Genomic DNA, 25,091 nt, shown 5'->3' on the forward strand with positions numbered 1-25,091 from the left:
TTTTGGCCTGCCGTGGAATCAGCTTGCGTGAAGAAAGGCCCTGAAATTACAGCAATATGGTTGCCGCACGGGGATGTGAGTGGTATCCCGCGCCCATGACGACCGTCCCCATTTCCAACATCCGCAATTTCTCCATCGTCGCCCATATCGACCATGGCAAATCGACGCTGGCCGACCGCCTGATCCAGATGACGGGCGGGCTCTCCGACCGCGAGATGGCGGGCAAGGAGCAGGTGCTCGATTCCATGGACATCGAGCGCGAGCGGGGCATCACCATCAAGGCCCAGACGGTGCGTCTCTCGTACCGCGCCAAGGACGGCAAGGATTACATCTTCAACCTGATGGACACGCCCGGCCATGTCGACTTCGCTTACGAAGTCTCGCGGTCGCTGGCGGCCTGCGAGGGTTCCCTGCTGGTCGTCGACGCCAGCCAGGGCGTCGAAGCGCAGACGCTCGCCAACGTGTACCAGGCGCTCGACAACAATCACGAGATCGTTCCGGTCCTGAACAAGGTCGATCTGCCCGCCGCCGAGCCCGAGAAGGTCAAGCAGCAGATCGAGGACGTCATCGGCATCGACGCTTCCGACGCGGTGATGATCTCGGCCAAGACCGGCCTCGGCGTTCCCGACGTGCTGGAAGCGATCGTCACCCGCCTGCCGCCCCCGAAGGGCGACCGCGACGCGACGCTCAAGGCGCTGCTGGTCGACAGCTGGTACGACGTCTATCTCGGCGTCGTCGTTCTCATTCGCGTCGTCGACGGCACGATGAAGAAGGGCCAGCGCGTGCGCATGATGGGCACGGGCGCCGCCTACGACGTCGAGCGCGTCGGCTTCTTCACGCCGAAGATGCAGCAGGTGGACGAGCTCGGTCCCGGCGAGATCGGCTTCATCACCGCCGCGATCAAGGAAGTCGCCGACACCCGGGTGGGCGACACCATCACCGACGACAGGAAGCCTGTCACGGAAATGCTGCCGGGCTTCAAGCCGGCGATCCCCGTGGTGTTCTGCGGCCTGTTCCCGGTCGATGCCGACGACTTCGAAACGCTGCGCGCGGCCATGGGCAAGCTTCGCCTCAACGACGCCAGCTTCTCCTTCGAGATGGAAACCTCCGCCGCGCTCGGCTTCGGCTTCCGCTGCGGCTTCCTCGGGCTGTTGCATCTGGAGATCATCCAGGAGCGGCTGTCGCGCGAATTCGACCTGAACCTGATCGCGACCGCGCCCAGCGTCATCTACAAGATGAAGCTCAACGACGGCAGCGAGATCGAGATCCACAATCCCATCGACATGCCCGACGTGGTCAAGATCGCGGAGATCCAGGAACCCTGGATCGAGGCCACGATCCTCACCCCCGACGAATATCTCGGCAGCGTCCTGAAACTGTGCCAGGACCGCCGCGGCTCGCAGAAGGAGCTGACCTATGTCGGCTCCCGCGCCATGGTGAAATACGACCTGCCGCTCAACGAAGTGGTGTTCGACTTCTACGACCGCCTGAAATCGGTCTCCAAGGGCTACGCCTCGTTCGACTATCATCTCACCGACTACAAGCCGGCCGATCTCGTCAAGATGCAGATCCTGGTCAACAACGAGCCGGTCGACGCACTCTCGATGCTGGTGCACCGCACCCGCGCCGAGGGCCGCGGCCGCGCCATGGTCGAGAAGATGAAGGACCTGATCCCGCCGCACATGTTCCAGATCCCGATCCAGGCGGCGATCGGCGGCAAGGTGATCGCCCGCGAGACGGTGCGCGCGCTGCGCAAGGACGTCACCGCGAAGTGCTATGGCGGCGACATCACGCGAAAGCGCAAGCTCCTGGAGAAGCAGAAGGAAGGCAAGAAGAAGATGCGGCAGTTCGGCAAGGTCGACATCCCGCAGGAAGCCTTCATTGCCGCGCTGAAGGTGGATAGCTGAGCAAGCGCTCACGCTTTCACAGACGCATCAGCCCCCGTCATGCCCGGGCCATTCGGATCGGGCAAAACAAAAATCCCGAAAACAACCCCATGCACAGTAGACGGGGCCTTGTTGGGATTGAGTTTTTTCGAAACTTCTGTTTTTGCGAATAGTATTTGACTCGTCGGGCAAAGCAGGCGCATGATGCCACCATCGCCCCCGTCGCGTCGCACCTCCCGTCGAGCCGGCCTGTCAGACTCCACCGCCGTCAGAGGGACGATCGCCAAGGCGGAGGAGACGCGAACTCATCGCGTTCATGAATTCGCGCCCGCCCGCTCAGCTCGAACCTGACACGCGATCAGTAGTCCCAGAACACCGGCACGAACCGAAAGGCGTCGCCGTCGAGCGCCACCCGACCGACGGACGGGAACGGCATATGGGTGGCGACCAGCAGCTCGCCGGTCCTCGCCAACTCCCGCAGGAGCCGGTCCCGGACGCGGGCGGCCTCCTCCGGGTCGTGTTCAAAGCCGTTGTACCAGTCGGGATGGTCGAAGCCGACCGTGAACACGGCGTCGCCGGCGAAGGTCAGCGCGTCACCGCCGGATGTCAGGCGGACCACGCTGTGCCCGGGGGTGTGTCCACCGGTGCGACGGACGACGACGCCCGGCGCAATCTCGTGCTCCTCGTCGAACTGCCGCAATTGATTGTGATATGCCTTCGTGAACTGCCCGGCGGCCGCCCGGAGCGCGTCGGGAAAGCCCGGCGGCATATCCGTACGGGAGAAATCAGGCGCCTCCCAAAACCTGACCTCGGCGGCCGCAACGTGAATCTGCAGGTCGGGTCGCAGCCGCTCCTTCACCCCATCGACGAGCAAGCCGCCGACATGGTCCATGTGCATGTGGGTCAGCACCACGTCGGTCACAGACGCGAGATCGATGCCGGCAGCTTCCAGTCGCCTGACCAGCTGCCCGGCCCGCGGCAAGTGCAAGTCCGGATCAGATCCGAGCCCTGCGTCGATGAGAATGGTCTTGCCGCCGCTGCGGACCAGGACCGCGTTCAGGGCCCAGTCGAAAGCGTCCGTCGGCAGGAACATGTCCTTCAGCCAGGCCGTTCGGACGGACGGGGCGGCGTTATGTCCCAGCATTTTTGTCGGCAGCGGGAGCACGCCGTCGCTGACCACCAGCACGTCGATCTCTCCGACCTTCAAGGCGTAGCGCGACGGGACCAGTTCTTCGGGCTCCGGCTTAGCGAGTTGCGAGGTGTTGTGTCGATTCATGTTCGTCTCCTGTTGCGTGGTGCGGATCGTTCGGTTCATTTCGAAATCTCCAGGTCTGTGTCGACGAGGTGTTCAGAGATCGGTGACGCGCTCCGGGTCGGCCGAGGCGAGCGCGGCGGCGCGTTCGGCGAGCGGCGGATAGATCCAGATCGTGTTGATCTCCCGCTTCGTCTTCTTCGCCTCCTCGCCGACCATCTCGACCTTCCGCTCCCAGCCGCGCGTGAAGAGCGCACCGGCTTCGCCGAGATCGAGGCAGGTGACGTAGGCCTTCTGGTGATACGGCCTGGTCGGAACGCCGAGCAGCTCGGCTGCGGCGTTGTTGCCGGCAAAGGCGCCCATCCGCGTGGCGTGCTGGCACGACATCAGCGCGTAGTTTCCGGCATCGTCGCAAGCTGCGCGCGCCGCGTCGCCGGTGGCGAAGACACCCGCCACGCCCGGCACGCGCAGATCGCGGTCGACCAGCAGCCGGCCGAAATTGTCGCGCTCGGCGGGAATCTGCGCGGTCAACGGGGCAGCCCGCATGCCCGCGGCCCAGATCACCGTCGCGGCTTCGATTCGCTCACCGTCGGACAGTGTGACACCGGTTTTGTCGAGCGAAGCGACACCGACGCCGAGCCGGGTCTCCACGCCGACCTGCCTCAACGTATCCTCGATGATGGGACGCGCAGCTTCGCCCATATCGGGAGCGATCGCCTCGTTGCGCTCGACGATGACGACCCGCGGCCTGGCATCCCGGCCGAGGCTCTCGCGGAGCCGCGCCGGCATTTCCGTCGCCGCCTCGATGCCGGTGAATCCGCCGCCGGCGACGACGACGGTGTCGCGCATTTCTGATATCGGCCAGCTCACCAGATGTTGCAGATGCCGGTCGAGAGCGATCGCATCGTCGAGCGTATCGACGCTGAAGCCGTGCTCGGCAAGGCCTGGAATGTTCGGACGGAAAAGCCGGCTGCCCGTGGCCACGACCAGGCGATCATAGGACAGCTTCGTTCGCCTCCCTCCGGGCGTCGCCACGCCTACTTCACGCGCCTTGATATCGACCGTCTCGGCACTGCCCTGCACGTAGACCACATCGACCGCCTTGAGCACGTCCAGCAGCGGCGCCGTCAACGTCTCGGGCTTCGGCTCGTAAAGCCGCGGGCGAACCACGAGTGTCGGCTGTGGTGCGACCAGCGCGATCTCGAGCTTGTCGGGCGAGGCACCCTTGATGTCGCGCAGGCGCGCGGCGGACAATGCGGCGTACATGCCGGCGAAGCCGGCGCCAATGATGACCAGTCGCATGTGGTGTCTCCTGTGATGTGAATGGATCGATGCGCAGGATCAGGCCGCGATGAACGCCGACAGCTCGGCGTTCACAATGCTCGCATGGGTCGTGCAGATGCCGTGCGGCAGTCCCTCATGGATTTTGAGCGTGCTGTTCTTCAGCAGCTTCGCCGACAGCGGCGCGGAGTCGGCAACCGGCACAATCTGATCATCGCCGCCATGCAGGACGAGGGTCGGCACCGCGATGCTCTTCAGGTCTTCGGTAAAATCGGTCTCCGAGAAAGCCTTGATGCCGTCGTAATGCGCCTTGGCGCCGCCCATCATGCCTTGGCGCCACCAGTTCCAGATCACCGCCTGCGATGCCTTGGCGCCGGGGCGGTTGTAGCCGTAGAAGGGACCGCTCGCGAAATCCAAATAGAACTGCACCCTGTTGGCGGCGAGTTGCCGGCGCAGATCGTCGAGAATGTCGATCGGCAAGCCGCCGGGATTTCCTTCCGTCTTCAGCATCAGCGGCGGCACTGCGCTGATCAGCACGAGCTTGGCCACACGACCGCGACCGTACCGCGCGACGTAGCGGACGGCTTCGCCGCCGCCGGTGGAATGTCCGACATGGATGGCGTTACGGAGATCGAGGTGGTCGACGACCGCCGCGGCATCGGCCGCGTAATGATCCATGTCGTGGCCGCCGCCGACCTGGCTCGAGCGTCCGTGCCCCCTGCGATCGTGTGCAATCACGCGATAGCCCTTACCGACGAAGTACAGCATCTGGGTGTCCCAGTCGTCGGCGCAAAGCGGCCAGCCATGATGAAAGACGATCGGTTGGGCGGATTTCGGTCCCCAGTCCTTGTAGAAGATCCGTACGCCATCCTTCGTGATCACCGACGTCATCGGATCGGTCCAGTGAGCGGAGGATTGCGAACGGCTCGATTCTTCTCCCGCCGTTGTCGATGAGCGGACGAAGAGTGAAATCGCAGACATGACCGAGGTCGCGAGGACCTTCCGGCGCGAGGTGTTTGCAATCTGATTGAGCGGGACTTTCCAGGTCATTCCTCTTCTCCATGTGGTTGGCATGGGCACGCTGCTGATCTAGCGAACCGGATGTGCCGGTGCCCCAGCGCCATTGCGGCGATTGCAGAGCAATTGCTGCTCGAGTCTTTCCGTTCAGGTTCGATCGAGACGCGGCTCCTGATTTCGTTCTGACGCGTTCTCTTCACGTGAACCGATTTCCACTTCGCCCGAAAACGCCCCTAGCGCCCACGCCGGCGCCAATCGGTCGGGGTCGCACCGGTCAGCCGTTTGAATGCAGCGGCGAACGCGGTCTGGGAGGCGTAGCCGAGCGCGGCGGCGACCGTCACGACCGACGCGTCCGTCTCGCGCAGCATCTGCATCGCCTGCTCGAGCCGGTGCTGGCGCAACCAGGCATGGGGCGAGAGCCCGGTGCTTTCCTTGAAGGCCCGGCAGAAGTGGAAGCGCGACAGGCGGGCCTCCGCAGCGAGCGCCGCGAGCGAGACATCCGCATCGCTCTCCGAACGGAGGCGCTCGATGGCGCGCATGAGCACCTTCGGCGCCAGCCCGCCCACGACCGGATGGACCGCAGTCGGCGCACCGGCATGCGCGGCCAGCAGACGCGTCGCGAGAAGGTCGGTCAGTTGCTGTCTGAAGAGCGAATCCAGCGTCTCATTGCCTTCCAGGACATCAGCGGCGCTCAGGAGCAGCCGGGACGTGATGGGATCGGGATGCGCCGTTCGCTCGACGAGATCGATCGGCTTGACGGTGTCGGCTTCGTCGGCCACGCGCGCGAGCGTTCTGTGCGGAAGGTAGAGCTGAACGACGTCGACGGGTTTCGGAATATCCCATCTGGAGCTCGCTCCCTCGGGGATGATGATCACGACCCCCGGACGAAACGTTCCCGTCGAGACAAACCGGCCCGAACGCCGCTCCATGCGCTGCACCGCGCCGTTGTAGGCCATGATCACATGATGGGTCATGGGCGCGACGACGTCGTGCAGCGGTTCGTGTTTCCAGTGTGCGATCCCGCCGCCGGATGGGTCCAGGGCCATGCGGAACGGCTCGGTACCGAGCACACGGGCCATTTCCGCGTCGGCGAGAGGCCGCTCGGCCGCGGTCGGAGTGGCCTTGCGCGCCTCGGACGGAGCCGTCGGCTCCTCCTGCGAATGATCGTGCGAGACAGGCTTGGTCATGGAATTGGGCATGGGCATGGGCTCGCATGCGCGGCGGCATGACGGTCGCGATGAAGGGCCGACGGCAGCGGGGGGTTACTTGCGAAGGGTGGCCAGCCAATCCTCAAAGCGGATGGCGCCGAGCCGCGGGCGGTCGCCGGGCGTGAGCGATCGGTCGTCCAGCTCCGCTCCGAAATAGCGGGCGTGGATGTCGGCAACGACCTTGCGCGGATCCTTGATCGCGGCCGTGTATCTCCGGCCGAATTCGTCGAGGCTCAGTCGCTCGGGACCGGCGAGCTCGATCATGCCGTTGATCGGATCGGCAAGCGTCACATCGGCGAGCGCGGCAGCGACATCGTCCGAGGCCACCGGCTGAAACAGCGCGGGCGACAGCCGGGCGATCTGTCCGTCGGAGGAGGACTCGACGATGCCGCCGACGAATTCGAAGAACTGGGTGGCGCGCAGGATGCTGTAGGGAATCGTCGAGCTGCGGATCAGATTCTCTTGTGCGAGCTTGGCGCGGAAGTAGCCGCATTCCGGAAGGCGGTCGGTGCCGACGATGGACAGCGCGACGTGATGCCGCACTTTGGCGACGGCCTCGGCCGCGAGGAGATTACGGCTCGACGTTTCGAAGAACGCCAGCACCGCACGGTCCTCGAAGGACGGTGAGTTCGCGACGTCCACGACGACGTCCGCGCCTGAAAGCGCCCGATCGAGACCCTCGCCCGTGATGGCGTTGACGCCTGTACGGGAGGATGCCTGAAGGACATCATGGCCCTTTTCACGGAGCATCCTCGCCAGTTTCGCTCCGATCAAGCCGGTCCCGCCGATGATGACGATCTTCATGATGATTTTCCTCGATTTTTCCGGCCAACGATGGCCTTGTTGCTGAAAGCGAGGATGCGCGCATGCGGACGGAAAAGCCTTGCAGCCGGCCTGAATTGGCCTTCAATTTTCCTTCGGTTCTCGTCCAAGCGGAGCGCGGACTTGCGTTTCTTGTTTGAAGATTTTTGTCTGGACGCCGAACGGCGCGAGCTCACCCGCGGGCCGGAGCTCGTCGCAATCGGGCCAAAGGTGTTCGATCTGCTGCTCCATCTGGTTCGCAAGAGGGAGCAGGTCGTGACGCGTGACGATTTGCTGGCGGCCGTCTGGGACGGCCGGATCGTCTCCGAATCGACGCTGACGAGCCACGTCAACGCGGTGCGCAGGGCGATCGGGGATACCGGCAAGGAGCAGCGCCTGATCCGAACGATTTCGCGCAAAGGCATGCGCTTTGTCGGCGAGGTCCGGGAAGACGAGCCGCCCGCTCGCGCGGTGGCTGCACAGTCGAACATCGCGGTCGAACCGCCCGGGCTCGCCCTGTCGCTGCCGGATTCTCCCTCGATTGCGGTGCTTCCGTTTCGAAACCTCAGCGGCGACACCGGGCAGGATTATTTTGCCGACGGCGTCGTGGAAGACATCATTACCGCGCTGTCGCGCATCCGCTGGCTGTTCGTGATCGCCCGCAACTCGAGCTTCACCTACAAGGGCCGGACCGTGGACGAGAAGCAGGTCGGCCGCGAGCTTGGCGTGCGCTACGTCGTCGAAGGCAGCGTGCGTCAGTCCGAAAGCCGGGTGCGCATCACGGGACAGCTCGTGGACGCCGCAACAGGCACCCATCTCTGGGCCGAGAGATTCGAAGGAACGCTCGATGACATCTTCGAGCTGCAGGACCAGGTCGCAAACAGCATAGTCGGCGCGATCGCCTCCCAGCTCGAGCGTGCGGAGATCGAACGCGCCCGGCGCAAGCCGACCGGCAATCTCAGCGCCTACGATCACTATCTGCGCGGCATGCCACATTTGCACCGTGGCACGCGGGAAGCGATCGACCAGGCGTTGCCGCTGTTTCTCAAGGCCATCGCGCTCGATCCCGAGTTTGCGTCGGCCCATGCCATGGCGGCCTGGTGCCATTGCTGGCGCAAGATCAACGGATGGATGACCGATCAGCCGCGGGAGTCCGCCGAGGGCATCCGGTTGGCTCGTCTGGCGATGGAGTTCGGCAAGGACGACGCCGTCGCGCTGACACGGGGCGGACACACGCTCGCCCATCTCGCCGGCGACGTGGACGGCGCCGTCGCACTGCTCGACAAGGCACTGTTGCTCAACCCAAACCTGGCAGCGGCCTGGTTCCTGGGAGGCTTCCTCCGGGCCGAGCGCGGCGATCCCGAGGCTGCAATCGAGTTCTTGACCCGCGCCATGCGGCTCAGCCCGCGCGATCCCGAGATGTTCCGGATGCAGGCCGGCATGGCGATGTCGCACCTGTTTTCCGGACGTTTCGACTTGGCCTTATCCTGGGGCGAACAATCTCTCCGGCAGCTGCCAAGCTTCGTGTTCGTCGCGCTGATCATTGCCGCCTGTCATGGGCTCGCCGGACAAGCGGAGCAGGCGCGGGATGCAGCGGATCATTTGCGCAAGCTCGATCCTGCGTTTCGTATCTCCAAGCTCGATGGCTGGATACCAATCCGGCGTCCGGAGCATCGCGCCAGCCTCACGAACGGCTTGCGGCTGGCGGGCTTGCCCGAGTGAGAGGCGCGCCGATGCCCCGCGTCCATGCCTTGCCCTCCGCCGGCAGATGAGCCACCATCCGTGCCGCGCACCACCAACAAAACCAAAAGCGCCGAGGAAACGCATGAGCAAGCCGTCAAGCTTCGATTATGGCTGGGTCGTCGTCGCCGCGGGAGCGCTGATGACCTGCGTCGGGTTTGGCACGATGCTGTCGCTTGCGGTGTTCCTGCAGCCGATCTCGGAAGCGATGGGCTGGTCGCGCGCCGGGGTGTCGGCGGCGGCGACGCTGGATTTTCTCTGCATGGCAGTTGCCGCGTTCTTCTGGGGCACGCTGTCGGACCGGTTCGGCACCCGCATCGTGGTGCTCGCAGGAAGCCTGCTGCTCGGTCTCGGCCTCGTCACCGCGAGCCAGGCGGCAACCCTCTGGCAATTCCAGCTTGGCTTCGGCGTGCTGATCGGCGTCGCCGCCGGCAGCTTCTACGCGCCGATGATGGCGCTCGCGAGCGCCTGGATCGAGAAGAATCGCAGCCTTGCGGTAGCTCTCGTCTCCGCCGGCATGGGCGTATCGCCGGTGACGATCGCGCCGGCCGCGAGCTGGCTGATCACGGCCTATGACTGGCGCACCGCGATGCTGGTGATCGGCATCGCCGCGTGGGCGCTGCTGATCCCCGCGTGCTTCCTGGTGCGGCCGGCACCGGCCGCGGCGGCCCCGGCAAGCAGCGACGCGGCACCGGAGATCGAGCTGACCGCGGCGCAGGCGCTGCGCACGCCGCAATTCATCGCGCTCGCGGCGGCGCATTTCGCCTGCTGCGCCGCGCATTCCGGCCCGATCTTCCACATGGTGTCCTACGCGATGGTGTGCGGCATCGCCCCGCTCACGGCGGTGACGGTCTACAGCGTGGCCGGCGTCTCCGGCCTCGGCGGGCGCCTGCTGCTAGGGGCGCTGGCCGACCGCATCGGCGCGAAGCCCGTGCTGGTCGGCGGACTGTTCGTTCAGGCGATGTGCATCGCGACCTATCTCGCGGTGGCGCAGCTCGGCGAATTCTACGCGCTCTCGGTGGTGTTCGGCCTCGCCTATGGCGGCGTGATGCCGCTCTATGCGGTGCTGGTCCGCGAGTTCTTCGGCGCTCGCATCATGGGCACGGTGTTCGGCGCGGTCTCGGCCTTCGCCAGCCTCGGCATGGCGCTCGGGCCCTGGGCCGGCGGGCTCGTGTTCGACAATTTCCAACGCTACACATGGCTGCACGCCGGGTCCTTCGCGATCGGGCTCGCCGCCGTCGCGGTGGCGCTGAGCTTCCCGACCAAGCGCAGGCGATCGCTCGATCTCGGCCCCGCCGCGGCCTGACGGCGGAACAATGCGCCTCGCGCCTTCGTGTTCGAACTACAACGGCCGGAGATTTGGGAACACACCGCGATCGATCGCGGCGAGCAGGACCGCCATGCCGCTCATCAGGCCCAGGCCCATGAGAGTGACCAGCGTCTGCGACGCGAGGCTGTTCCAGCCTTCGCTGAGGACTGCATGGGCAGCGAGGGACAGCAGAACACTGGCGCAATAGATCGCGAGCGAGTATTCGCCGCATCGTATCAGCGGGCGCAGCGGTCTGGCGTTCAAGATGCTGGCATTGCTCGGCAGAAGGCGCCAGCAGAGCAGTGCAAGCGCAGCAAAATGCAACAATCGCAAGATGTCGAGATTGGTCTTGTCGATCGGATAGATCAGCCGCGACAGCCATCCCGGCACGTAGTCTTCAATGGCATGGATCTGCCAGCCCAAGGTGATCACGAACGAGAACAGCACGTAGCTCGCCGCCAGCGCAGTAAGGACCCGCGACCTGAGAATGGCGAGTTGCCAATCGCCTCGGTTCGCCCCCCACCAGATGCCGATCACGAACAGCAACTGCCAGTTCAGCGGATTGAAATAGAGCTGCCCCCGTGGATAGGCCGGGATGTACCAGTCGAACAGATAAGCGAGAACATAGAGAGCAACGGATCCGGTCAGGGCCAGCGGCCAGGCGCCTATCGTCAACGGCAGGACGAGGATGAGCGCGAAGTGGAGGATGACCATCAACAGCAGAGGGTCCAGATTGACCGGTGAATACCGCAGCAGCGCCGCCTGAAGCAGCGTTTCAGCGGGCTGCTGCAGCAGGATGGCCAGGTTGGCGTGGTCGAACATGTCGGGCTGCCATGCCGCGATGAAGGACACCTCCGCCAGCAACAGGAAGACAGTCAGAATTTGCGCGATGTAGATCTCGACCGAACGCCGCAACATGCGCATCCCCGCCACCGCCGGGCCGGACCGGCGCAGGAGGTCGCCGTATACGATGCCCGACGCGAGGCCCGACAAGAATACGAGGATCTCCGCCGCATCGCTGAAGCCGAAATTCTTGGGCGTGAACCTGTTCAGATAGCTTTCCGGGATGTGATTGATGAAGATCCACCATAGCGAGAGGCCCCGGAACAGGTCGATGCGAAGATCGCGCTCCTTCATGGGCGGCGGTATGGTCGCAATCCACGTCACTCCTGTGCGCTGCCTCTCGTGATCAGGGCGTCTCGCCACAGCGAGCGTACTGGGCCGGCGCGGTAATGTCGTAGACGCCGGCTCCTCACTTCAATCAACCGCTGAAGGTACATTGCCGCGCCGCTACGGTCCAGAAAGCATGCCGCAGTTGCCATTATTGTCGAGACGTACCGAGGATGCGGGCGAAGCCCTCATTTTCCGCCCTGCATCGGCATGGCGCCCATCCGGCCACCCTGCATCATCGGCATCATGCCCATATTGGGCGCGAGCAATTCGTCGGCGGTCTTCTTCTGCTCGTCGGAGAGGGTGCCGACGAGGTTGGTCAGCGCCGATTTCATCGCACGGGTGGCCTCCAGCCGCGCCGACAGCCATTTTTCCTGCCAGGTCACCCGATCCAGCAAGGTCTCTGATCCGGAGCCGGCCATCGACCCGCGCAGCTCTCCGAGAGCCTTGGCATTTGCGCGCAACGCATCGGCGAACGCGTTCCAGGCAGGCGTCTGAGCATCGGTGACCTTGAGCTCGGTCCGCAGAAAGGCAATCCGGCCCTCCACGCGATCGACGGTCTCCATCCCGCTCATGCAGTCACCGCCGGACTGACGCATCATGCCCATCATCCGCATCATGTCGGACATCGGCATGTTACCGCCCATCATGCCCATCATGCGGCCGCCCATCTTGCCGTGAGAGGGGCCGGTGTTGCGGGGCGTCTCGGACGGCGTGGACGGTTTGGTCGCCTGTGTCTCCGACTGGTCCGGGTGGTGGCCCTGGTGCTCGGCAGGCGATTGCGCGAAGGCGGATGTGCCGAGGAACGTGAGCAGCAGGGTCGCCGCAAGCATGGGATGTCGCATCGTGTCTCTCCCGACGTTTGGCGTTTGCTGTGATTGTGGAGATCGCCCGCGGAATTCGACTTGACCCATGTCAAGGAAGCCGCTCGCCGCGAGCCGCACCATGAGACTGGATTGCTTCGTAATCCGCCCCCTCCCGCAAGCGGGGAGAGGTAGCCACATCACGCCACCAGCGCGGCGTCCTCGCTGCCGTCGATGCCGCGCTGTGCCGCGAGCAGGCTGATGATCTCCGCATTCGGCCGGGCCTTGCTGAACAGAAAGCCCTGGCCCTCATGGCAGCCTTCGGCGCGAAGACAGCTCAGCTCGGCTTCGGTCTCGACGCCTTCGGCGGTGATGGTGACGCCGAGGCCCTTGCCGAGGCTGACGATGGAGCGGATGATCGCCTGGGCCTCGCGATTGGCCCCTAGATCGCGCACGAAGGACTGGTCGATCTTGATCTTGTCGAAGGGGAAGCTGCGCAAGTAGCTGAGGCTGGAATAGCCGGTGCCGAAATCGTCCATTGAGATGCGTACCCCGAGCGCGCGCAGCGCGTGCAGGGTGGCCAGCACCTGGGCGCTCTTCTCCAGCAGCAGCGTCTCGGTTATCTCGAGCTCGAGCCGGCGCGGCGGCAGGCCGGAATGCTTCAGCGCGTCGGTCACCATCGAGAGCAGGTTGCCGCTGCGGAACTGGAGCGGCGACAGGTTGACGGCGACGCGGACGTCGTCGGGCCAGCTTGCGGCATCCAGGCACGCCCGGCGCAGCATCAAGCCCCCGAGCGGGTTGATGAGGCCGGTGTCCTCGGCAACCGGAATGAACTCGGCCGGCGAGACCATGCCACGCTCGGCGTGCGGCCAGCGCACCAGCGCCTCGAAGCCGGTGATGCGGCCGCTCTGGAGGTCGATCAGCGGCTGGTAATAAGGGCGCAGCACGTCGTTCTGGATCGCGTCGCGCAGCTCGACCTCGATCTTGCGGCGGCTCTGCGCCTTCGCATCGAGCGCGGCCTCGAAGAAGGCGAAGGTGCCGCGCGCATCCAGCTTGGCACGCGACAGCGCCATGTCGGCGCTCTTGAGCAGCTTCTCGGAATCATCGCCATCGCCCGGAGCCATCGCGATGCCGATCGAGGCGCCGATCACCACGGAATGGCCGTCGAGCAGATAGGGATCGGCGATGGCCTCCAGCAGGCGCTTGGCCAGCATGACCGCGTCCTCGGGGCGCGTCAGCCCGCTTTGAACGATCGCGAACTCGTCGGAATTGAGCCGCGCCAGCGCGTCCTCCTCGCGCAGGGTGGAGCGCAGCCGCTTGGCAACGCCGCGCAGCAGCTTGTCGCCGACCGCATGCCCCAGCGTGTCGTTGACCGCCTTGAAATTGTCGAGTCCCATCATCAAGAGGGCGACCTTCTCGGCGCTGCGCCGCGTGTGCAGCAGCTTCTCGTCCATCTCTTGCCGCAGCAGGCTGCGATTGGGCAGGCCGGTCAGGGCGTCATGCTGGGCCATGAAGGCAAGCCGCGCCTCGGCCCGCTTGCGCTCGGTGATGTCCATCAGCGCGAGCAGCACCGCAGGGCGGTCGGCATAGGTCAGCTCGCGGGAATAGATCGCAAGGTCGATCAGCGCGCCGTCGGCCTTGACGTGCTTCCAGGTGCGGCCGGCCTGTTCCTCGCTGGAGCGATCCGCGGTCCAGGGCGGCTCGCTGTCGAAGGCCTGCAAGGAGCGGATCTTCAGTTTCTCGAACTCGGCCCGGCTGTAGCCGTAATGCGCGATCGCGGCGGCGTTGACGCCGATGATGCACTCGTCGTCCAGCGCGCAGACGATCATGGGCACGGGATTGCCGTCGAACAGCAGGCGGAACGAGGCCTCGCGCCGCTTCAGCTCGGTGATGTCGACGCGCAGGCCGACGACGCCCCCATCATCGGTCAAGCGCTCGTCGATCAGGATGACGCGGCCGTCCGACAGCTTCTGCTCGTGGCGCGCGCCGGGCTGATAGAGCCTTTGCAGGCGCTCGGCGATCCACTCGTCCTCGTTGCCGACGGCCTCGGGATAGTCGCCGCGGGCGACGCCGATGCGCAGCGTGTCTTCGAGGCGTGCACCTTCCTCGAACAGATCGGCGGTCTTGCTGTAGATCTCGGCGTATTTCTTGTTCCAGAGAACGTAACGGCCTTCGGAATCGAGAAACACGATGCCCTGAGGCAGGATATCGATGGCCTGGCGCAGGCGCTCGTGGGATTTGCGCGCTTCCGCGATCGCGGCCTCCGCCTCGGCACGGCTGCGCAGGACTTCGTCGCGCGCGGAGCGGGCACGCGGCGCGCGCGCGAAGCGCGGCTTGCGCGCCTTCTGGCCGGCGCGGGCAAGCACGCTTTGCTTTCGCCTTCTTGCTTTTCGAGACCCCAAACTCAACTTCACTCGTCCCGGTACGCGCATTGCGGCCGCAGTCTTGGGGCAAGTGTCTGAAAAAAAAGTAATCTTGCCCGGCCGCGGCCCGCGCGAGCTGGACCTTGCTGCCTCTTTGCGCGCCGCGGTTGCGGCGGCAAGCGCCGCAAGAGCGTGTCTTGCGCCGCAATCAATGGGCGATCTGGCGCAAAATTGCGCGCGCACTTGAATCCGTTCCGGAATCGCACGCGATTGCATGCGGGCCGGAGATATTCCTCACGTCGCGCACGAATTTTGGTCAATGCAGGATACGGTTATTGCGCCGTTAAAAGGTGGCCGTTTGAGACGCGATTGGGCTCGACTGCCATGATGTTCGGCCCGCTCAAAGCCTCGTTCTTAACCCTGATGCAGCATTCGGCTATAAGGACGCCAGCATGAGTCGCCGCTGCATCACCCTCCTCCTGTTCTCATTCGCTTGCCTGGGCGCCGGCGGCGCGCTGGCCCAGGACAAGGGCAGCGTCAACCCCAAGCCGCTGCCGTCGCTGGCCAATCCGAACGATCCCGACCTCGCCGCCAAGGAACTGTTCGCGCGAAAGCTGCTCCCGTCGAAGGGGCCCGCCCATGTCATCGGCTCCTACACCAGGGGCTGCATCGGCGGCGCGGAGCAGATTCCGGTCAACGGCGACCATTGGCAGGTGATGCGCCTATCTCGCAACCGCAGCTATGGCCATCCCGACATGATCGCGCTGATCAAACGGCTCGCGGCGAGGGCGCACAAGAACGCAGGATGGCCCGGCATCCTGGTCGGCGACATCGCCCAGCCGCGCGGCGGGCCCGCACTGTCAGGCCATGCCAGCCACCAGATCGGCCTGGATGCCGACATCTGGCTGACGCCGATGCCGGACCGCCGGCTCTCGCGCGAGGAGCGCGAGGACATGTCGGCGGTGATGATGGTGCGCCAGGACCGGCTCGACGTCGACCCCAGGGTGTTCACGCCGGCCCATGTGCTGGTGCTGCGCGATGCGGCGCGGGAGCCCGCCGTGCAGCGCATCTTCGTCAACGCCGCGATCAAGAAGGCGTTGTGCCGCCAAGCCAAGGGCGATCGCGCCTGGCTGTCGAAGATCCGGCCGTGGTGGGGGCACGACTACCACTTCCACATCCGCATGCACTGCCCGGCAGGCGCCGGCGACTGCGAGGGCCAGCCGTCACAGGCCGAGGACGAAGGCTGCAAACCCGCCGATCTCGCCTACTGGTTCTCCGACGCGGTGCTGCACCCCAAGCCTCCGCCGGAGCCGCCGAAACCGAAGCCGCCGATGACGCTGGCGCAGATGCCGGCGGCCTGCAAGGCGGTGCTGCACGCGGCGGACGCGAGGCCGTAGCAGGCGCCACACTCACCGCTGTCGCCCCAGACAAGCGCGCCCCAAGCGTGCGCCGATCCGGGACGCCCGTCGTGATCGAGGCGCCGCCCTTTGACCTCCGGCGCCAGCCTGCTATCTTCGCGATTGCGATATCCCTGCCGGTCGTAAGCCGTCGCAAGGCCACGTGGAACAGCGCTTCCGCCCGTCGCGACCCGACCCACCCAACGCCAGATTTGCGCGCGCTTCCTGCGCCCGCGAACTCGCTCGGAGCGCATTCCATGTTTCGCATGTCCGGACTTTTCACCGCCTTCGTGATCCTCGCGAGCGCGAGCTTTTCGCCTGCAACTGCCGAGGACAAGACCATCACCGTGTTCGCCGCCGCCTCAATGAAGAACGCGCTGGACGAGATCGACGCCGCCTACACCGCGCGAACCGGCATCAAGTTCAGCGTCAGCTATGCCGCAAGCTCGGTGCTGGCGAGGCAGATCGAGCAGGGCGCGCCGGCCGACGTGTTCGTCTCGGCCGACACCGACTGGATGGACTACGCGATCTCCAAGAAGACCATCAACGAAGCGACCCGGGTCAACCTGCTCGGCAACAGCATCGTGCTGATCGCGCCGAAGGATTCCAGGATCGACGAGGTCAACATCGCGCAAGGCTTCGATCTCGCCAAGCTCGCCGGCGACGGCAGGATTGCGACCGGCGACGTCAAGTCCGTTCCGGTCGGCAAATATGCCAAGGCCGCGCTCGAGAAGCTCGGTGCGTGGCAGGCCGTCGAGCCGAAGTTCGCCATGGCCGAGAGCGTGCGCGCCGCGCTGACGCTGGTCGTCCGCGGCGAAGCCGCACTCGGCATCGTCTACTCGACCGACGCCAGGATCGAGCCAGGCGTGAAGATCGTCGGCACCTTCCCTTCGGAGTCGCATCCCGCGATCATCTATCCCGTCGCCGCGACCACGACCGCGAAGGGCGAGACCGGCGGCTACCTGGCTTTCCTGCGCTCCGCGGCGGCCAAGTCCATCTTCGAAAAATACGGCTTCAAGTTCCTGGTCAGTCCCACCACGTGATATCTGCGGCTTGATGTCCGAGATTTCCCCTGCCGAATGGACGGCGATCCTGCTCTCGCTCAGGGTCGCCATCATCGCGACGCTGGTGGCGACGCCATTCGGCATCGCGCTGGCGTGGCTGCTGGCGCGACGCGATTTCTGGGGCAAGTCGCTGCTCGACGCCGTCGTGCATCTGCCCCTCGTGCTGCCGCCTGTCGTCACCGGCTATCTGCTCCTGCTGACCTTCGGCCGCCGCGGCCTCGTCGGCGGCTTCCTCGCCGACCATCTCGGCATTGTGTTTTCATTCCGCTGGACCGGCGCGGCGCTAGCCTGCGGCGTGATGTCGTTTCCGCTGCTGGTCCGCCCGATGCGGCTCTCGATCGAGGCGATCGATCGCCGGCTCGAGCAGGCCGCCGAGACGCTTGGCGCTGCGCCGTGGAAAGTGTTTTTCACGGTGACGCTGCCCTTGGCGCTGCCCGGCGTGGTCGCCGGCATGGTGCTCGGCTTCGCCAAGGCGATCGGCGAGTTCGGCGCGACCATCACCTTCGTCTCCAACATTCCCGGCGAGACCCAGACGATTTCCTCGGCAATCTATTCGTTGATCCAGACGCCGGACGGTGATGCCGCGGCGGGCCGGCTGGTGATCGTCTCGATCGTGCTGGCGCTGGGCGCGTTGATCGCCGCCGAGTGGTTCGCCCGCCGCGCGACGGCGCGGCTGCACGGGAACTGACCATGCTGCGCGTCGACGTCGAAAAGCAGCTTGGCGAATTCTCGCTGCATGCATCCTTCGCCAGCGAAGGCCGTGCCATCGGCCTGTTCGGCGCCTCGGGCGCCGGCAAGACATCACTGGTCAACATGATCGCAGGGCTGTTGCGGCCCGACCGCGGTACCATCGTGATCGACGGCGAAACCGTCGACGACACCGCGGCGGGAATCCATGTCCCGGCTTGGCGCCGCCGCATCGGCTATGTGTTCCAGGACGCGCGGCTGTTTCCGCATCTCAACGTCGCGCAGAATCTCGACTATGGACGGCGGATGAACCGCCTGCCGGCCGATCCCTCTCAGCAGAAGCGCATCGTGGACCTGCTCGACATTGGCGCGCTGCTCGATCGCCGTCCCGGAAAGCTCTCGGGCGGCGAGCGCCAGCGCGTCGCCCTCGGCCGCGCGCTGTTGTCGAAGCCGCGGCTGCTGCTGCTCGACGAGCCGCTCGGCGCACTCGATGAAGGCCGCAAGCTCGAGATCCTGCCTTATCTGGTGCGGCTGCGGGATGAAGCCAACGTGCCGATGGTCTATGTCAGCCACGACGCCGCCGAGCTGCGCCAGCTAGCCACCCAGATCGTGATGCTGAAGCAGGGGCGCGTGACGAGCTTGGGCGGGGTGAAGGTGCTGACGTGAGGACGAGATGCAATCCCGCCGCAGCGGCGGTCTGGATGCTTCGGCGCAAAAGCTCCTCGCAATGACGAGGAGACACTAAACTCCCGCCACCGATGCCCACACATCGGCAAGCTTCTTACGCAGCGCCTGCGTGCGCGTCAGCGGCGCGGGCGTCTCGTCCTCTTCGGGCAGGCGAAGGCCGACGAGATTGACGCGGCCGCCGGAGATGCTGCGGGCAACGAGCACGATCTCGTCCAGCGCGAGCTCGGCGCCCTCCTTTGGCGCGCGCTCGAGATGGACGTCGAAATAGTCGGCGAGCGTGAGCTTGCTCTCCTCGTCGCTCGCCTTCACGCCGTAGATCTCGGCGAGCTCGGCGAGCGTGTGCTCGCCGGAGACCATGAAGTCGCCGAGCAGATGCGGATCGGGCGCTATGCCCGGCTGCATGTCGACGAAGAAGCGGTCGAGCGACTCGGCTTTTTCCGGCGGGGCCAGCAGGTAGATGTAGTCGCCGGGCGCGATCGGGTCGGCTTCCGCCGGCGTCAGGATGTGTTCGTTGCGGATCACCAGCGTCGGCTTGGACCAGGACGGGATCAGGCCGCGGCGAAAATACAGGCTCTTGGGCCGCACCGGATAGCCGACGAGCTGCTGCTCGAGCTGGCCGGGCAGATCCAGTTCGACGCGCCGCGGGCCGCGCTCGGCGCGCGGCAGCGCCACGTGCAGCTTGCGCGCGGCCGGAGCCAGGGTCCAGCCCTGCAGCAGCAGCGAGATGATGACCACGACGAAGGCGACGTCGAAATAGAGGTAGGCTTTGGACAGGCCGACCAGCATCGGGATCGAAGCCAGGAAGATCGCGACCGCGCCGCGCAGGCCGGTCCAGGCGATGAAGATCTTCTCGCGCCAGTTGAAGCGGAACGGAGCAAGGCACACGAACACCGCGAGCGGCCGTGCCACCAGCATCAGCACGAGCGCGACGGCGATTGCCGGTAATATGCTGGCGCCGAGCCGGCTCGGCGAGACCAAGAGGCCGAGCAGCACGAACATCACGATCTGCGCCAGCCAGGTCGCGGCGTCGAGGAACGTCACCACCGAATTGTGCGCGCGCGTCGGCCGGTTGCCGATGATGATGCCGGCGAGGTAGACCGCGAGGAAGCCGGAGGCGTGCATGATCTGCGAGCCGCCGAAGATCACGAGCGCCGCCGTCGTGACGAACGGCGCATGCAGCCCCTGCGGCAGCGCGACCTTGTTGAGCGCGATCACGACTAGGCGCCCGCCGATGACGCCGACCACGGCGCCGAGCACCGCTTCCTGGACGAACTCCATCAGAACATGGCCCGGCGAGCTCGAGCCGGCCGAGATGTACTCGACCAGCATCAGCGTGAGAAAGATCGCGAACGGATCGTTGGTGCCGGATTCCACCTCCAGTGTCGCGCCCACGCGCGGTCGCAGGCGCAGGCCCTGGGTGTGCACCAGCAGGAACACCGCGGCCGCGTCGGTCGAGGCCACCACGGCACCGACCAGCAGCGACTCCGTCCAGTTGAGGTCGAGCGCGTATTTCGCGAACGGCGCCGTGACCAGCGCGGTCAGCAGCACGCCGACCGTCGCGAGCACCACGGACGGCGCGAGCACGGTGCGGATGCTGGCGATGCGCGTGCGCAGGCCGCCGTCGAACAGGATCAGGGCGAGCGCGACCGAGCCGACCAGATAGGTGGTACGGACGTCGTCGAACTGGAGCTGCCCCGGCCCGGAATCGCCGGCGAGCATGCCGATCGCGAGGAAGACGAGCAGCAAAGGCGCGCCGAAGCGCAGCGCAAGCAGGCTCGAGAGAATGCCGGCCATGATGAGGACGGCGCCGAGCAATATGGCGATGCTGACAGAGTCGAGGGAAGCCATGCGGTGCTGCGGTTACTCCGGGAAACGGATGCGGTGTCGGTCAGGGAGGCAGCGGCTGCGCGCCCCCTCGCCTCGCCTGCGGGGAGACGGTTGGGGCTCGCCACGGGGGCGGCGACGGATGGACTCGCGGTGAGGCCCCCTCACCCGGATCGCACCTGACGATGTGATCCGGCCTCTCCCCGCAAGCGGGGACAGGCGAAGAGCGCGTTTGCCGACAGACCTGTTCAACCAACAATCATCCTGCTCCTGCATCCTTATCGTCCGTAGACTCGTGCGCCAACCCATTTTCCATGGTTCGCGGCAATCTGGCCCTATTTTACGGCCTTAACGCGCTTCACTTCGCGGTGTATCGATGGCCCGGCCCCACCCTTTGTGGGATTCTGCGGCGCCCTCGAATCAATTCCTCCCCGCTTGCCGACGAGACCGATGGACATGGACCTCAAAGACTTCATGGAGTTCGTGCAGACCACCGCACGCAGCGTCGGGGCGGAAATCTCCTCACCCTGGTTCTACCTGCAATTCGGTCTCATCCTGGCCGCGGCCGGCATCGCCTACGCCGCGGAAGCCGCGATTCGCAGCCGCATCGACATGACCTCGCTGGCGATGCGCTGGCCGCTGCCGCTCCGGCACTTCGTCCGGGTGATGGTCTCCAGCGCCTCGACGGCGGTGTTCACGCTGATCGTGATCATCTCGCGCGTGGTGATGTACCACGCGACCTGGCCGAGCCGCAGCTATCTCCTCATGGTCGCGGCCAAGCTTGGCTTCGCCTGGCTCGTGATCCGGCTCGTGACCTCGGCGCTGCGCAACGCCTTCATCGTCAAGCTGGTATCGATCACGGCGTGGTTCGTCGCCGCGCTATCCATCGTCGGCCAGCTCGATGCGACGGTCGACCTGCTCGATTCCTTCGCGATTGTGCTCGGCGGTCTCAGGCTGACCCCGCTGCTGGTGCTCAAGGCCGGCGCACTGCTTCTCATCGCGCTGTGGCTCACCAACATCGCAAGCAATTTCGCCGAGAGCCGGATCAACGCGACCACCGACCTGACGCCATCGGTGCAGGTGCTGCTGATGAAGATCATCCGGATCGGGCTGCTCACGGTCGCGATCGTGATCGCGCTCGGCGCCGTCGGGATCGACCTGTCGGCGCTCGCGGTGTTCTCCGGCGCGGTCGGCGTCGGCATCGGTATCGGCCTGCAGAAGATCGTGGCCAATTTCATCTCGGGCATCATCCTGCTCGCCGACAAGTCGGTGAAGCCCGGCGACCTCGTCACCATCGGCGACAATACCGGTCGCATCAGCGCGATGAAGACGCGCTACATCTCCGTCGCCGCCGGCGACGGCCGCGAATTCCTGGTGCCGAACGAGGATCTGGTGACGCAGAAGGTCGTCAACTGGACCTATACCGACAAGAACACGCTGGTGAAGATCGCCTTCGGCACCAATTACGACGCCGACCCGCGGCTCGTCTGCAAGCTCGCCGCAGAGATTGCTGCCGCTCATCCCCGCGCGCAGAAGGGCAAGCCGCCGAACTGCATCCTGACCGAGTTCGCGGAGGCCGGCATGAAGTTCTCGCTCACCCTTTGGCTCGCGGACCCCGACGGCATGGACACCGTCAAGAGCGACGTGATGCTGGCGCTGTGGGACGCGTTCAAGCGCGAAGGCATCCGGGTTCCCTATCCGGTCCGCGAAATCCGCATCCGCGGCGGCGCCCTGCCGGTTGAAACCACCGTAGAAGTCCCGAATTAGGCCGCTTTCGCCCCCAGGCTGGCACCCTCGGCTTGCATGAAGGCCCGCAATCATTAAATTGGGGCCTGAAATCAAGACTTTCCGCCAACACCGAGATCAGCCCCGAAAAGACCTGACACGCATGAGCTACGTCGAAGCCACCGATACCTCCCTGCGCAAGACCGGACAGATCAAGCTACATGGGCCGGGCGCCTTTGCCGGCATGCGCAAGGCGGGCGCGCTGGTAGCAAAATGCCTCGACGAGCTCACTGACATCGTCGGGCCGGGCGTGCCGACCTCGAAGATCGACGAATTCGTCCGCGACTTCGCCTTCAGCCATGGCGCCTATCCGGCGACGCTGATGTATCGCGGCTATCGCTACTCGACCTGCACCTCGCTCAACCACGTGGTCTGCCACGGCATGCCCGGGGACCGCCCGCTGAAGGAAGGCGACATCGTCAACATCGACGTCACCTTCATCGTCGACGGCTGGTACGGCGATTCCAGCCGGATGTATGCGGTCGGCCCGATCGCGCGCAAGGCCGAGCGGCTGATCGAGGTGACCTATGAAGCGATGATGCGCGGCATCGCCGCCGTGAAGCCCGGCGCCACCACCGGCGACATCGGCCACGCCATCCAGAGCTTCGTCGAGCCGCAGGGCATGAGCGTGGTGCGCGATTTCTGCGGGCACGGTCTGGGCCGCATGTTCCACGACGAGCCGAACATCATCCATGTCGGCCGCCCCGGCGAAGGTGTGCAGCTCAAGCCCGGCATGTTCTTCACCATCGAGCCGATGATCAATCTCGGCAAGCCCCATGTGAAGATCCTCTCCGACGGCTGGACCGCGGTCACCCGCGACCGCTCGCTCTCGGCGCAGTTCGAGCACTCGGTCGGCGTCACCGCGACGGGCGTGGAGATCTTCACGCTGTCGGAGCGGCACGGCGAGAAGCAGATCGGGTGATGCTTTTGGGCGGCGGCTCGGCATGAGCCGCATCGGCCATAGCAATTGACGGTTGCAAAAGCGGAGTTCCCCGGCGATGCTTGCCGCGCGATGCCCGCCAAGTCCGACCACGACAAGAGCAAGCCCGAGCCGGACACGCCGCATTATCACGGCCATCGCGAGCGGCTGCGTGAGCGCTTCTACAGCGCCGGTGCGGACGCGCTCAGCGACTATGAACTGCTGGAGATGGCGCTGTTTCCGGCGCTGCCGCGCCGCGACACCAAGCCGCTGGCGAAGACGCTGATCAAGACGTTCGGCTCCTTCGCCGAGGTCGTGCACGCGCCGGTCGCGCGGCTGCGCGAGGTCGAGGGGATCGGCGAATCCGTGATCAACCAGCTCAAGCTGATCGCTGCGGCGGCGCATCGCGTCGCCAAGGGCGGGGTCAACAGCCGCAACGCGCTGTCGTCCTGGAACGAGGTGATCGAGTATTGCCGCGCCAGCATGGCGTTCGCCGACAAGGAGCAATTCCGGCTGCTCTTCCTCGACAAGCGCAACCAGCTGATCGCCGACGAGGTGCAGCAGACCGGCACCGTCGACCACACCCCGGTCTATCCGCGCGAGGTGATCAAGCGCGCGCTGGAGCTGTCCGCCACGGCGCTGATCCTGGTGCATAACCACCCCTCCGGCGATCCCTCGCCGTCGCAGGCCGACATCCAGATGACGAAAGCCATCATCGACATCGCCAAGCCGCTCGGCATCGCCGTGCACGACCACATCATCGTCGGCAGGAACGGGCATGCGAGCCTGCGCGGCATGCGGTTGATCTAAGGCTGCTCGACCGTCATCACGACATGACGTTCGCTTCGGCCTTGCCGCTCGCTGAGTGCGTTGACCGGCGAAGAAGCGAAGGTGCGGGTTCCGCGCATGCGGCGAAACCGCAACCGAATTCAGGCAACGGAAACGACCCGAGACAGAGGAACAGAGAACCAGCTAAACGCGTTTTACCGGTCAACATGGAAAACGGAGATGTCCATGTCCAGTACCGGCGTCAGCCATCGATGGGCAAATATCAACGGGCGCAAGCTCTTCCTACGAGAGGCCGGACCTGCCGAGGCGCCGGTCCTGCTTCTGCCGCACGGCTATCCCTGTTCTTCCTTCCAGTTCCGGCGCCTGATGCCGGCGCTGGCCGACCGCTGGCGCACCGTCGCATTCGACTGGCCGGGCTTCGGCTACAGCGACACGCCCGATCCGGCGGAATTCAGCTACGACTTCGACGCCTATGCCAATGTGCTCGCCGATGTCGCCAATGCACTGCGGCTGGAGCGCTACGCGCTGTGGCTGCACGATTACGGATCGCAGATCGGCCTGCGGCACGCCATCGCCAATCCCGACCGCATCGCAGCCCTGATCATTCAGAACGGCGACATCTACGCGGACGTTCTTGGTCCAAAATATCAAACGATCAAGGCATGGTGGGCGGACAAGTCAGTTGAAAACCATCGGCCTCTCGAAGAAGCCGTGAGCGAGGACGGATTCCGCCACGAGTTCGTCGGCGAGGTCTCGGATGAGATCGCCAAGCGGGTTCCACCCGATCTTTGGAAGCTGCATTGGCCGCTCATGGACACGCCGACGCGCCGGGCAATTTCGATCCGGCTGATGGAAAAACTGGAACAGAACCTCGAATGGTTTCCGCGCTACCAGGCCTATCTCCGCGAGCGGCAACCACCGACGCTGATCGTGTGGGGGCCGCAGGACGGCTACATGCCCGAGCCGTCGGCGCACGCTTACCGACGCGACCTTACGAATGCGGAGCTGCACCTGCTCGGAGACGCCGGCCATTGGTTGCTGGAAACGCATTTCGAGGAAGTCCTGCCGCTCGTCCGCGACTTTCTATCGCGGACGTTGCGCTGAACTTC

Annotated in this window: 20 protein-coding genes; 11 read left to right on the forward strand and 9 right to left on the reverse strand. The window is 65.3% G+C overall.

Annotated elements, in window-relative coordinates; translation table 11 throughout:
* Positions 1 to 95: 95 nt before the first annotated feature.
* Positions 96 to 1,907 (forward strand): translation elongation factor 4, encoded by a 1,812-nt coding sequence (lepA, locus tag ACYCVF_RS23315; protein WP_459600647.1) that lies wholly within the window; start codon positions 96 to 98, stop codon positions 1,905 to 1,907.
* A gap of 337 nt (positions 1,908 to 2,244) precedes the next feature.
* Here lepA and ACYCVF_RS23320 read toward each other — a convergent pair whose 3' ends face one another.
* From ACYCVF_RS23320 to ACYCVF_RS23340, 5 genes are all read right to left on the reverse strand, one after another.
* Complete coding sequence (locus tag ACYCVF_RS23320; RefSeq protein WP_459600649.1) at positions 2,245 to 3,201, reverse strand: MBL fold metallo-hydrolase; 957 nt, start codon at positions 3,199 to 3,201, stop codon at positions 2,245 to 2,247.
* Between the two features lie 33 nt (positions 3,202 to 3,234).
* Positions 3,235 to 4,440, reverse strand: a complete 1,206-nt coding sequence (locus tag ACYCVF_RS23325) for an NAD(P)/FAD-dependent oxidoreductase (protein ID WP_459600651.1) — start codon at positions 4,438 to 4,440, stop codon at positions 3,235 to 3,237.
* 39 nt (positions 4,441 to 4,479) lie between these two features.
* Positions 4,480 to 5,310: an alpha/beta fold hydrolase gene (locus tag ACYCVF_RS23330; RefSeq protein ID WP_459600891.1), complete on the reverse strand. Its 831-nt coding sequence runs from the start codon at positions 5,308 to 5,310 to the stop codon at positions 4,480 to 4,482.
* A gap of 359 nt (positions 5,311 to 5,669) precedes the next feature.
* Entirely contained in the window at positions 5,670 to 6,623 is a 954-nt protein-coding gene (locus tag ACYCVF_RS23335; protein WP_459600653.1) for a helix-turn-helix transcriptional regulator, read from the reverse strand.
* 75 nt (positions 6,624 to 6,698) lie between these two features.
* Positions 6,699 to 7,448 (reverse strand): SDR family oxidoreductase, encoded by a 750-nt coding sequence (locus ACYCVF_RS23340; RefSeq protein ID WP_459600655.1) that lies wholly within the window; start codon positions 7,446 to 7,448, stop codon positions 6,699 to 6,701.
* A 141-nt stretch (positions 7,449 to 7,589) separates the two neighbouring features.
* Here ACYCVF_RS23340 and ACYCVF_RS23345 point away from each other — a divergent pair, with 141 nt between their 5' ends.
* A complete protein-coding gene (locus tag ACYCVF_RS23345) occupies positions 7,590 to 9,167 on the forward strand; it encodes a winged helix-turn-helix domain-containing tetratricopeptide repeat protein (protein ID WP_459600657.1) in 1,578 nt (525 codons plus the stop codon).
* Between the two features lie 103 nt (positions 9,168 to 9,270).
* Positions 9,271 to 10,491 (forward strand): MFS transporter, encoded by a 1,221-nt coding sequence (locus ACYCVF_RS23350; protein WP_459600659.1) that lies wholly within the window; start codon positions 9,271 to 9,273, stop codon positions 10,489 to 10,491.
* A gap of 36 nt (positions 10,492 to 10,527) precedes the next feature.
* Here ACYCVF_RS23350 and ACYCVF_RS23355 read toward each other — a convergent pair whose 3' ends face one another.
* The 3 genes from ACYCVF_RS23355 to ACYCVF_RS23365 all read right to left on the reverse strand — a co-directional run bounded on the left by ACYCVF_RS23355 (position 10,528) and on the right by ACYCVF_RS23365 (position 14,833).
* Positions 10,528 to 11,631, reverse strand: coding sequence for an OpgC domain-containing protein (locus ACYCVF_RS23355; protein ID WP_459600661.1), 1,104 nt, complete (start codon positions 11,629 to 11,631; stop codon positions 10,528 to 10,530).
* Positions 11,632 to 11,852: 221 nt separating this feature from the next.
* Positions 11,853 to 12,611 (reverse strand): Spy/CpxP family protein refolding chaperone, encoded by a 759-nt coding sequence (locus tag ACYCVF_RS23360; protein WP_459600663.1) that lies wholly within the window; start codon positions 12,609 to 12,611, stop codon positions 11,853 to 11,855.
* Between the two features lie 56 nt (positions 12,612 to 12,667).
* On the reverse strand, positions 12,668 to 14,833 hold the full coding sequence (locus ACYCVF_RS23365; RefSeq protein ID WP_459600665.1) for a putative bifunctional diguanylate cyclase/phosphodiesterase: 2,166 nt from the start codon (positions 14,831 to 14,833) through the stop codon (positions 12,668 to 12,670).
* Between the two features lie 449 nt (positions 14,834 to 15,282).
* Here ACYCVF_RS23365 and mepA point away from each other — a divergent pair, with 449 nt between their 5' ends.
* The 4 genes from mepA to modC all read left to right on the forward strand — a co-directional run bounded on the left by mepA (position 15,283) and on the right by modC (position 18,644).
* Positions 15,283 to 16,227, forward strand: a complete 945-nt coding sequence (gene mepA / locus ACYCVF_RS23370) for a penicillin-insensitive murein endopeptidase (RefSeq protein WP_459600667.1) — start codon at positions 15,283 to 15,285, stop codon at positions 16,225 to 16,227.
* A 257-nt stretch (positions 16,228 to 16,484) separates the two neighbouring features.
* Positions 16,485 to 17,270 carry a molybdate ABC transporter substrate-binding protein gene (modA, locus tag ACYCVF_RS23375; RefSeq protein WP_459600669.1) on the forward strand — a complete coding sequence of 262 codons (786 nt, stop codon included), beginning with the start codon at positions 16,485 to 16,487 and terminating at the stop codon, positions 17,268 to 17,270.
* A gap of 13 nt (positions 17,271 to 17,283) precedes the next feature.
* A complete protein-coding gene (gene modB / locus ACYCVF_RS23380; RefSeq protein WP_459600671.1) occupies positions 17,284 to 17,979 on the forward strand; it encodes a molybdate ABC transporter permease subunit in 696 nt (231 codons plus the stop codon).
* A gap of 2 nt (positions 17,980 to 17,981) precedes the next feature.
* The gene (modC, locus tag ACYCVF_RS23385; RefSeq protein ID WP_459600673.1) at positions 17,982 to 18,644 is read left to right on the forward strand and encodes a molybdenum ABC transporter ATP-binding protein; all 663 of its coding nucleotides are present in this window, start codon (positions 17,982 to 17,984) and stop codon (positions 18,642 to 18,644) included.
* A 75-nt stretch (positions 18,645 to 18,719) separates the two neighbouring features.
* Here the strand turns inward: modC and ACYCVF_RS23390 are convergent, their stop codons facing one another.
* Positions 18,720 to 20,513: a potassium/proton antiporter gene (locus tag ACYCVF_RS23390; RefSeq protein ID WP_459600675.1), complete on the reverse strand. Its 1,794-nt coding sequence runs from the start codon at positions 20,511 to 20,513 to the stop codon at positions 18,720 to 18,722.
* Positions 20,514 to 20,939: 426 nt separating this feature from the next.
* Between ACYCVF_RS23390 and ACYCVF_RS23395 the strand changes: the two genes are divergently transcribed.
* The 4 genes from ACYCVF_RS23395 (at position 20,940) to ACYCVF_RS23410 (ending at position 25,086) form a co-directional block, all read left to right on the forward strand.
* Positions 20,940 to 22,256, forward strand: coding sequence for a mechanosensitive ion channel family protein (locus ACYCVF_RS23395; protein ID WP_459600677.1), 1,317 nt, complete (start codon positions 20,940 to 20,942; stop codon positions 22,254 to 22,256).
* Positions 22,257 to 22,377: 121 nt separating this feature from the next.
* Positions 22,378 to 23,196 (forward strand): type I methionyl aminopeptidase, encoded by an 819-nt coding sequence (map, locus tag ACYCVF_RS23400; RefSeq protein WP_459600679.1) that lies wholly within the window; start codon positions 22,378 to 22,380, stop codon positions 23,194 to 23,196.
* A gap of 90 nt (positions 23,197 to 23,286) precedes the next feature.
* Positions 23,287 to 24,003 carry a RadC family protein gene (gene radC / locus ACYCVF_RS23405; protein WP_459600893.1) on the forward strand — a complete coding sequence of 239 codons (717 nt, stop codon included), beginning with the start codon at positions 23,287 to 23,289 and terminating at the stop codon, positions 24,001 to 24,003.
* A 198-nt stretch (positions 24,004 to 24,201) separates the two neighbouring features.
* Complete coding sequence (locus ACYCVF_RS23410) at positions 24,202 to 25,086, forward strand: alpha/beta fold hydrolase (protein ID WP_459600895.1); 885 nt, start codon at positions 24,202 to 24,204, stop codon at positions 25,084 to 25,086.
* Positions 25,087 to 25,091 lie beyond the last annotated feature (5 nt).

The sequence above is a fragment of the Bradyrhizobium cedriense genome (assembly GCF_054602315.1).

What these genes read in the sequence shown, in the direction of transcription:
- lepA (WP_459600647.1), top strand. Translation starts at nt 96, where the DNA reads ATGACGACCGTCCCCATTTCCAACATCCGCAATTTCTCCATCGTCGCC.
- ACYCVF_RS23320 (WP_459600649.1), bottom strand. Translation starts at nt 3,201, where the DNA reads ATGAACCGAACGATCCGCACCACGCAACAGGAGACGAACATGAATCGA.
- ACYCVF_RS23325 (WP_459600651.1), bottom strand. Translation starts at nt 4,440, where the DNA reads ATGCGACTGGTCATCATTGGCGCCGGCTTCGCCGGCATGTACGCCGCA.
- ACYCVF_RS23330 (WP_459600891.1), bottom strand. Translation starts at nt 5,310, where the DNA reads ATGACGTCGGTGATCACGAAGGATGGCGTACGGATCTTCTACAAGGAC.
- ACYCVF_RS23335 (WP_459600653.1), bottom strand. Translation starts at nt 6,623, where the DNA reads ATGACCAAGCCTGTCTCGCACGATCATTCGCAGGAGGAGCCGACGGCT.
- ACYCVF_RS23340 (WP_459600655.1), bottom strand. Translation starts at nt 7,448, where the DNA reads ATGAAGATCGTCATCATCGGCGGGACCGGCTTGATCGGAGCGAAACTG.
- ACYCVF_RS23350 (WP_459600659.1), top strand. Translation starts at nt 9,271, where the DNA reads ATGAGCAAGCCGTCAAGCTTCGATTATGGCTGGGTCGTCGTCGCCGCG.
- ACYCVF_RS23355 (WP_459600661.1), bottom strand. Translation starts at nt 11,631, where the DNA reads ATGAAGGAGCGCGATCTTCGCATCGACCTGTTCCGGGGCCTCTCGCTA.
- ACYCVF_RS23360 (WP_459600663.1), bottom strand. Translation starts at nt 12,611, where the DNA reads ATGGTGCGGCTCGCGGCGAGCGGCTTCCTTGACATGGGTCAAGTCGAA.
- mepA (WP_459600667.1), top strand. Translation starts at nt 15,283, where the DNA reads ATGAGTCGCCGCTGCATCACCCTCCTCCTGTTCTCATTCGCTTGCCTG.
- modA (WP_459600669.1), top strand. Translation starts at nt 16,485, where the DNA reads ATGTTTCGCATGTCCGGACTTTTCACCGCCTTCGTGATCCTCGCGAGC.
- modB (WP_459600671.1), top strand. Translation starts at nt 17,284, where the DNA reads ATGTCCGAGATTTCCCCTGCCGAATGGACGGCGATCCTGCTCTCGCTC.
- modC (WP_459600673.1), top strand. Translation starts at nt 17,982, where the DNA reads ATGCTGCGCGTCGACGTCGAAAAGCAGCTTGGCGAATTCTCGCTGCAT.
- ACYCVF_RS23390 (WP_459600675.1), bottom strand. Translation starts at nt 20,513, where the DNA reads ATGGCTTCCCTCGACTCTGTCAGCATCGCCATATTGCTCGGCGCCGTC.
- ACYCVF_RS23395 (WP_459600677.1), top strand. Translation starts at nt 20,940, where the DNA reads ATGGACATGGACCTCAAAGACTTCATGGAGTTCGTGCAGACCACCGCA.
- map (WP_459600679.1), top strand. Translation starts at nt 22,378, where the DNA reads ATGAGCTACGTCGAAGCCACCGATACCTCCCTGCGCAAGACCGGACAG.
- radC (WP_459600893.1), top strand. Translation starts at nt 23,287, where the DNA reads ATGCCCGCCAAGTCCGACCACGACAAGAGCAAGCCCGAGCCGGACACG.
- ACYCVF_RS23410 (WP_459600895.1), top strand. Translation starts at nt 24,202, where the DNA reads ATGTCCATGTCCAGTACCGGCGTCAGCCATCGATGGGCAAATATCAAC.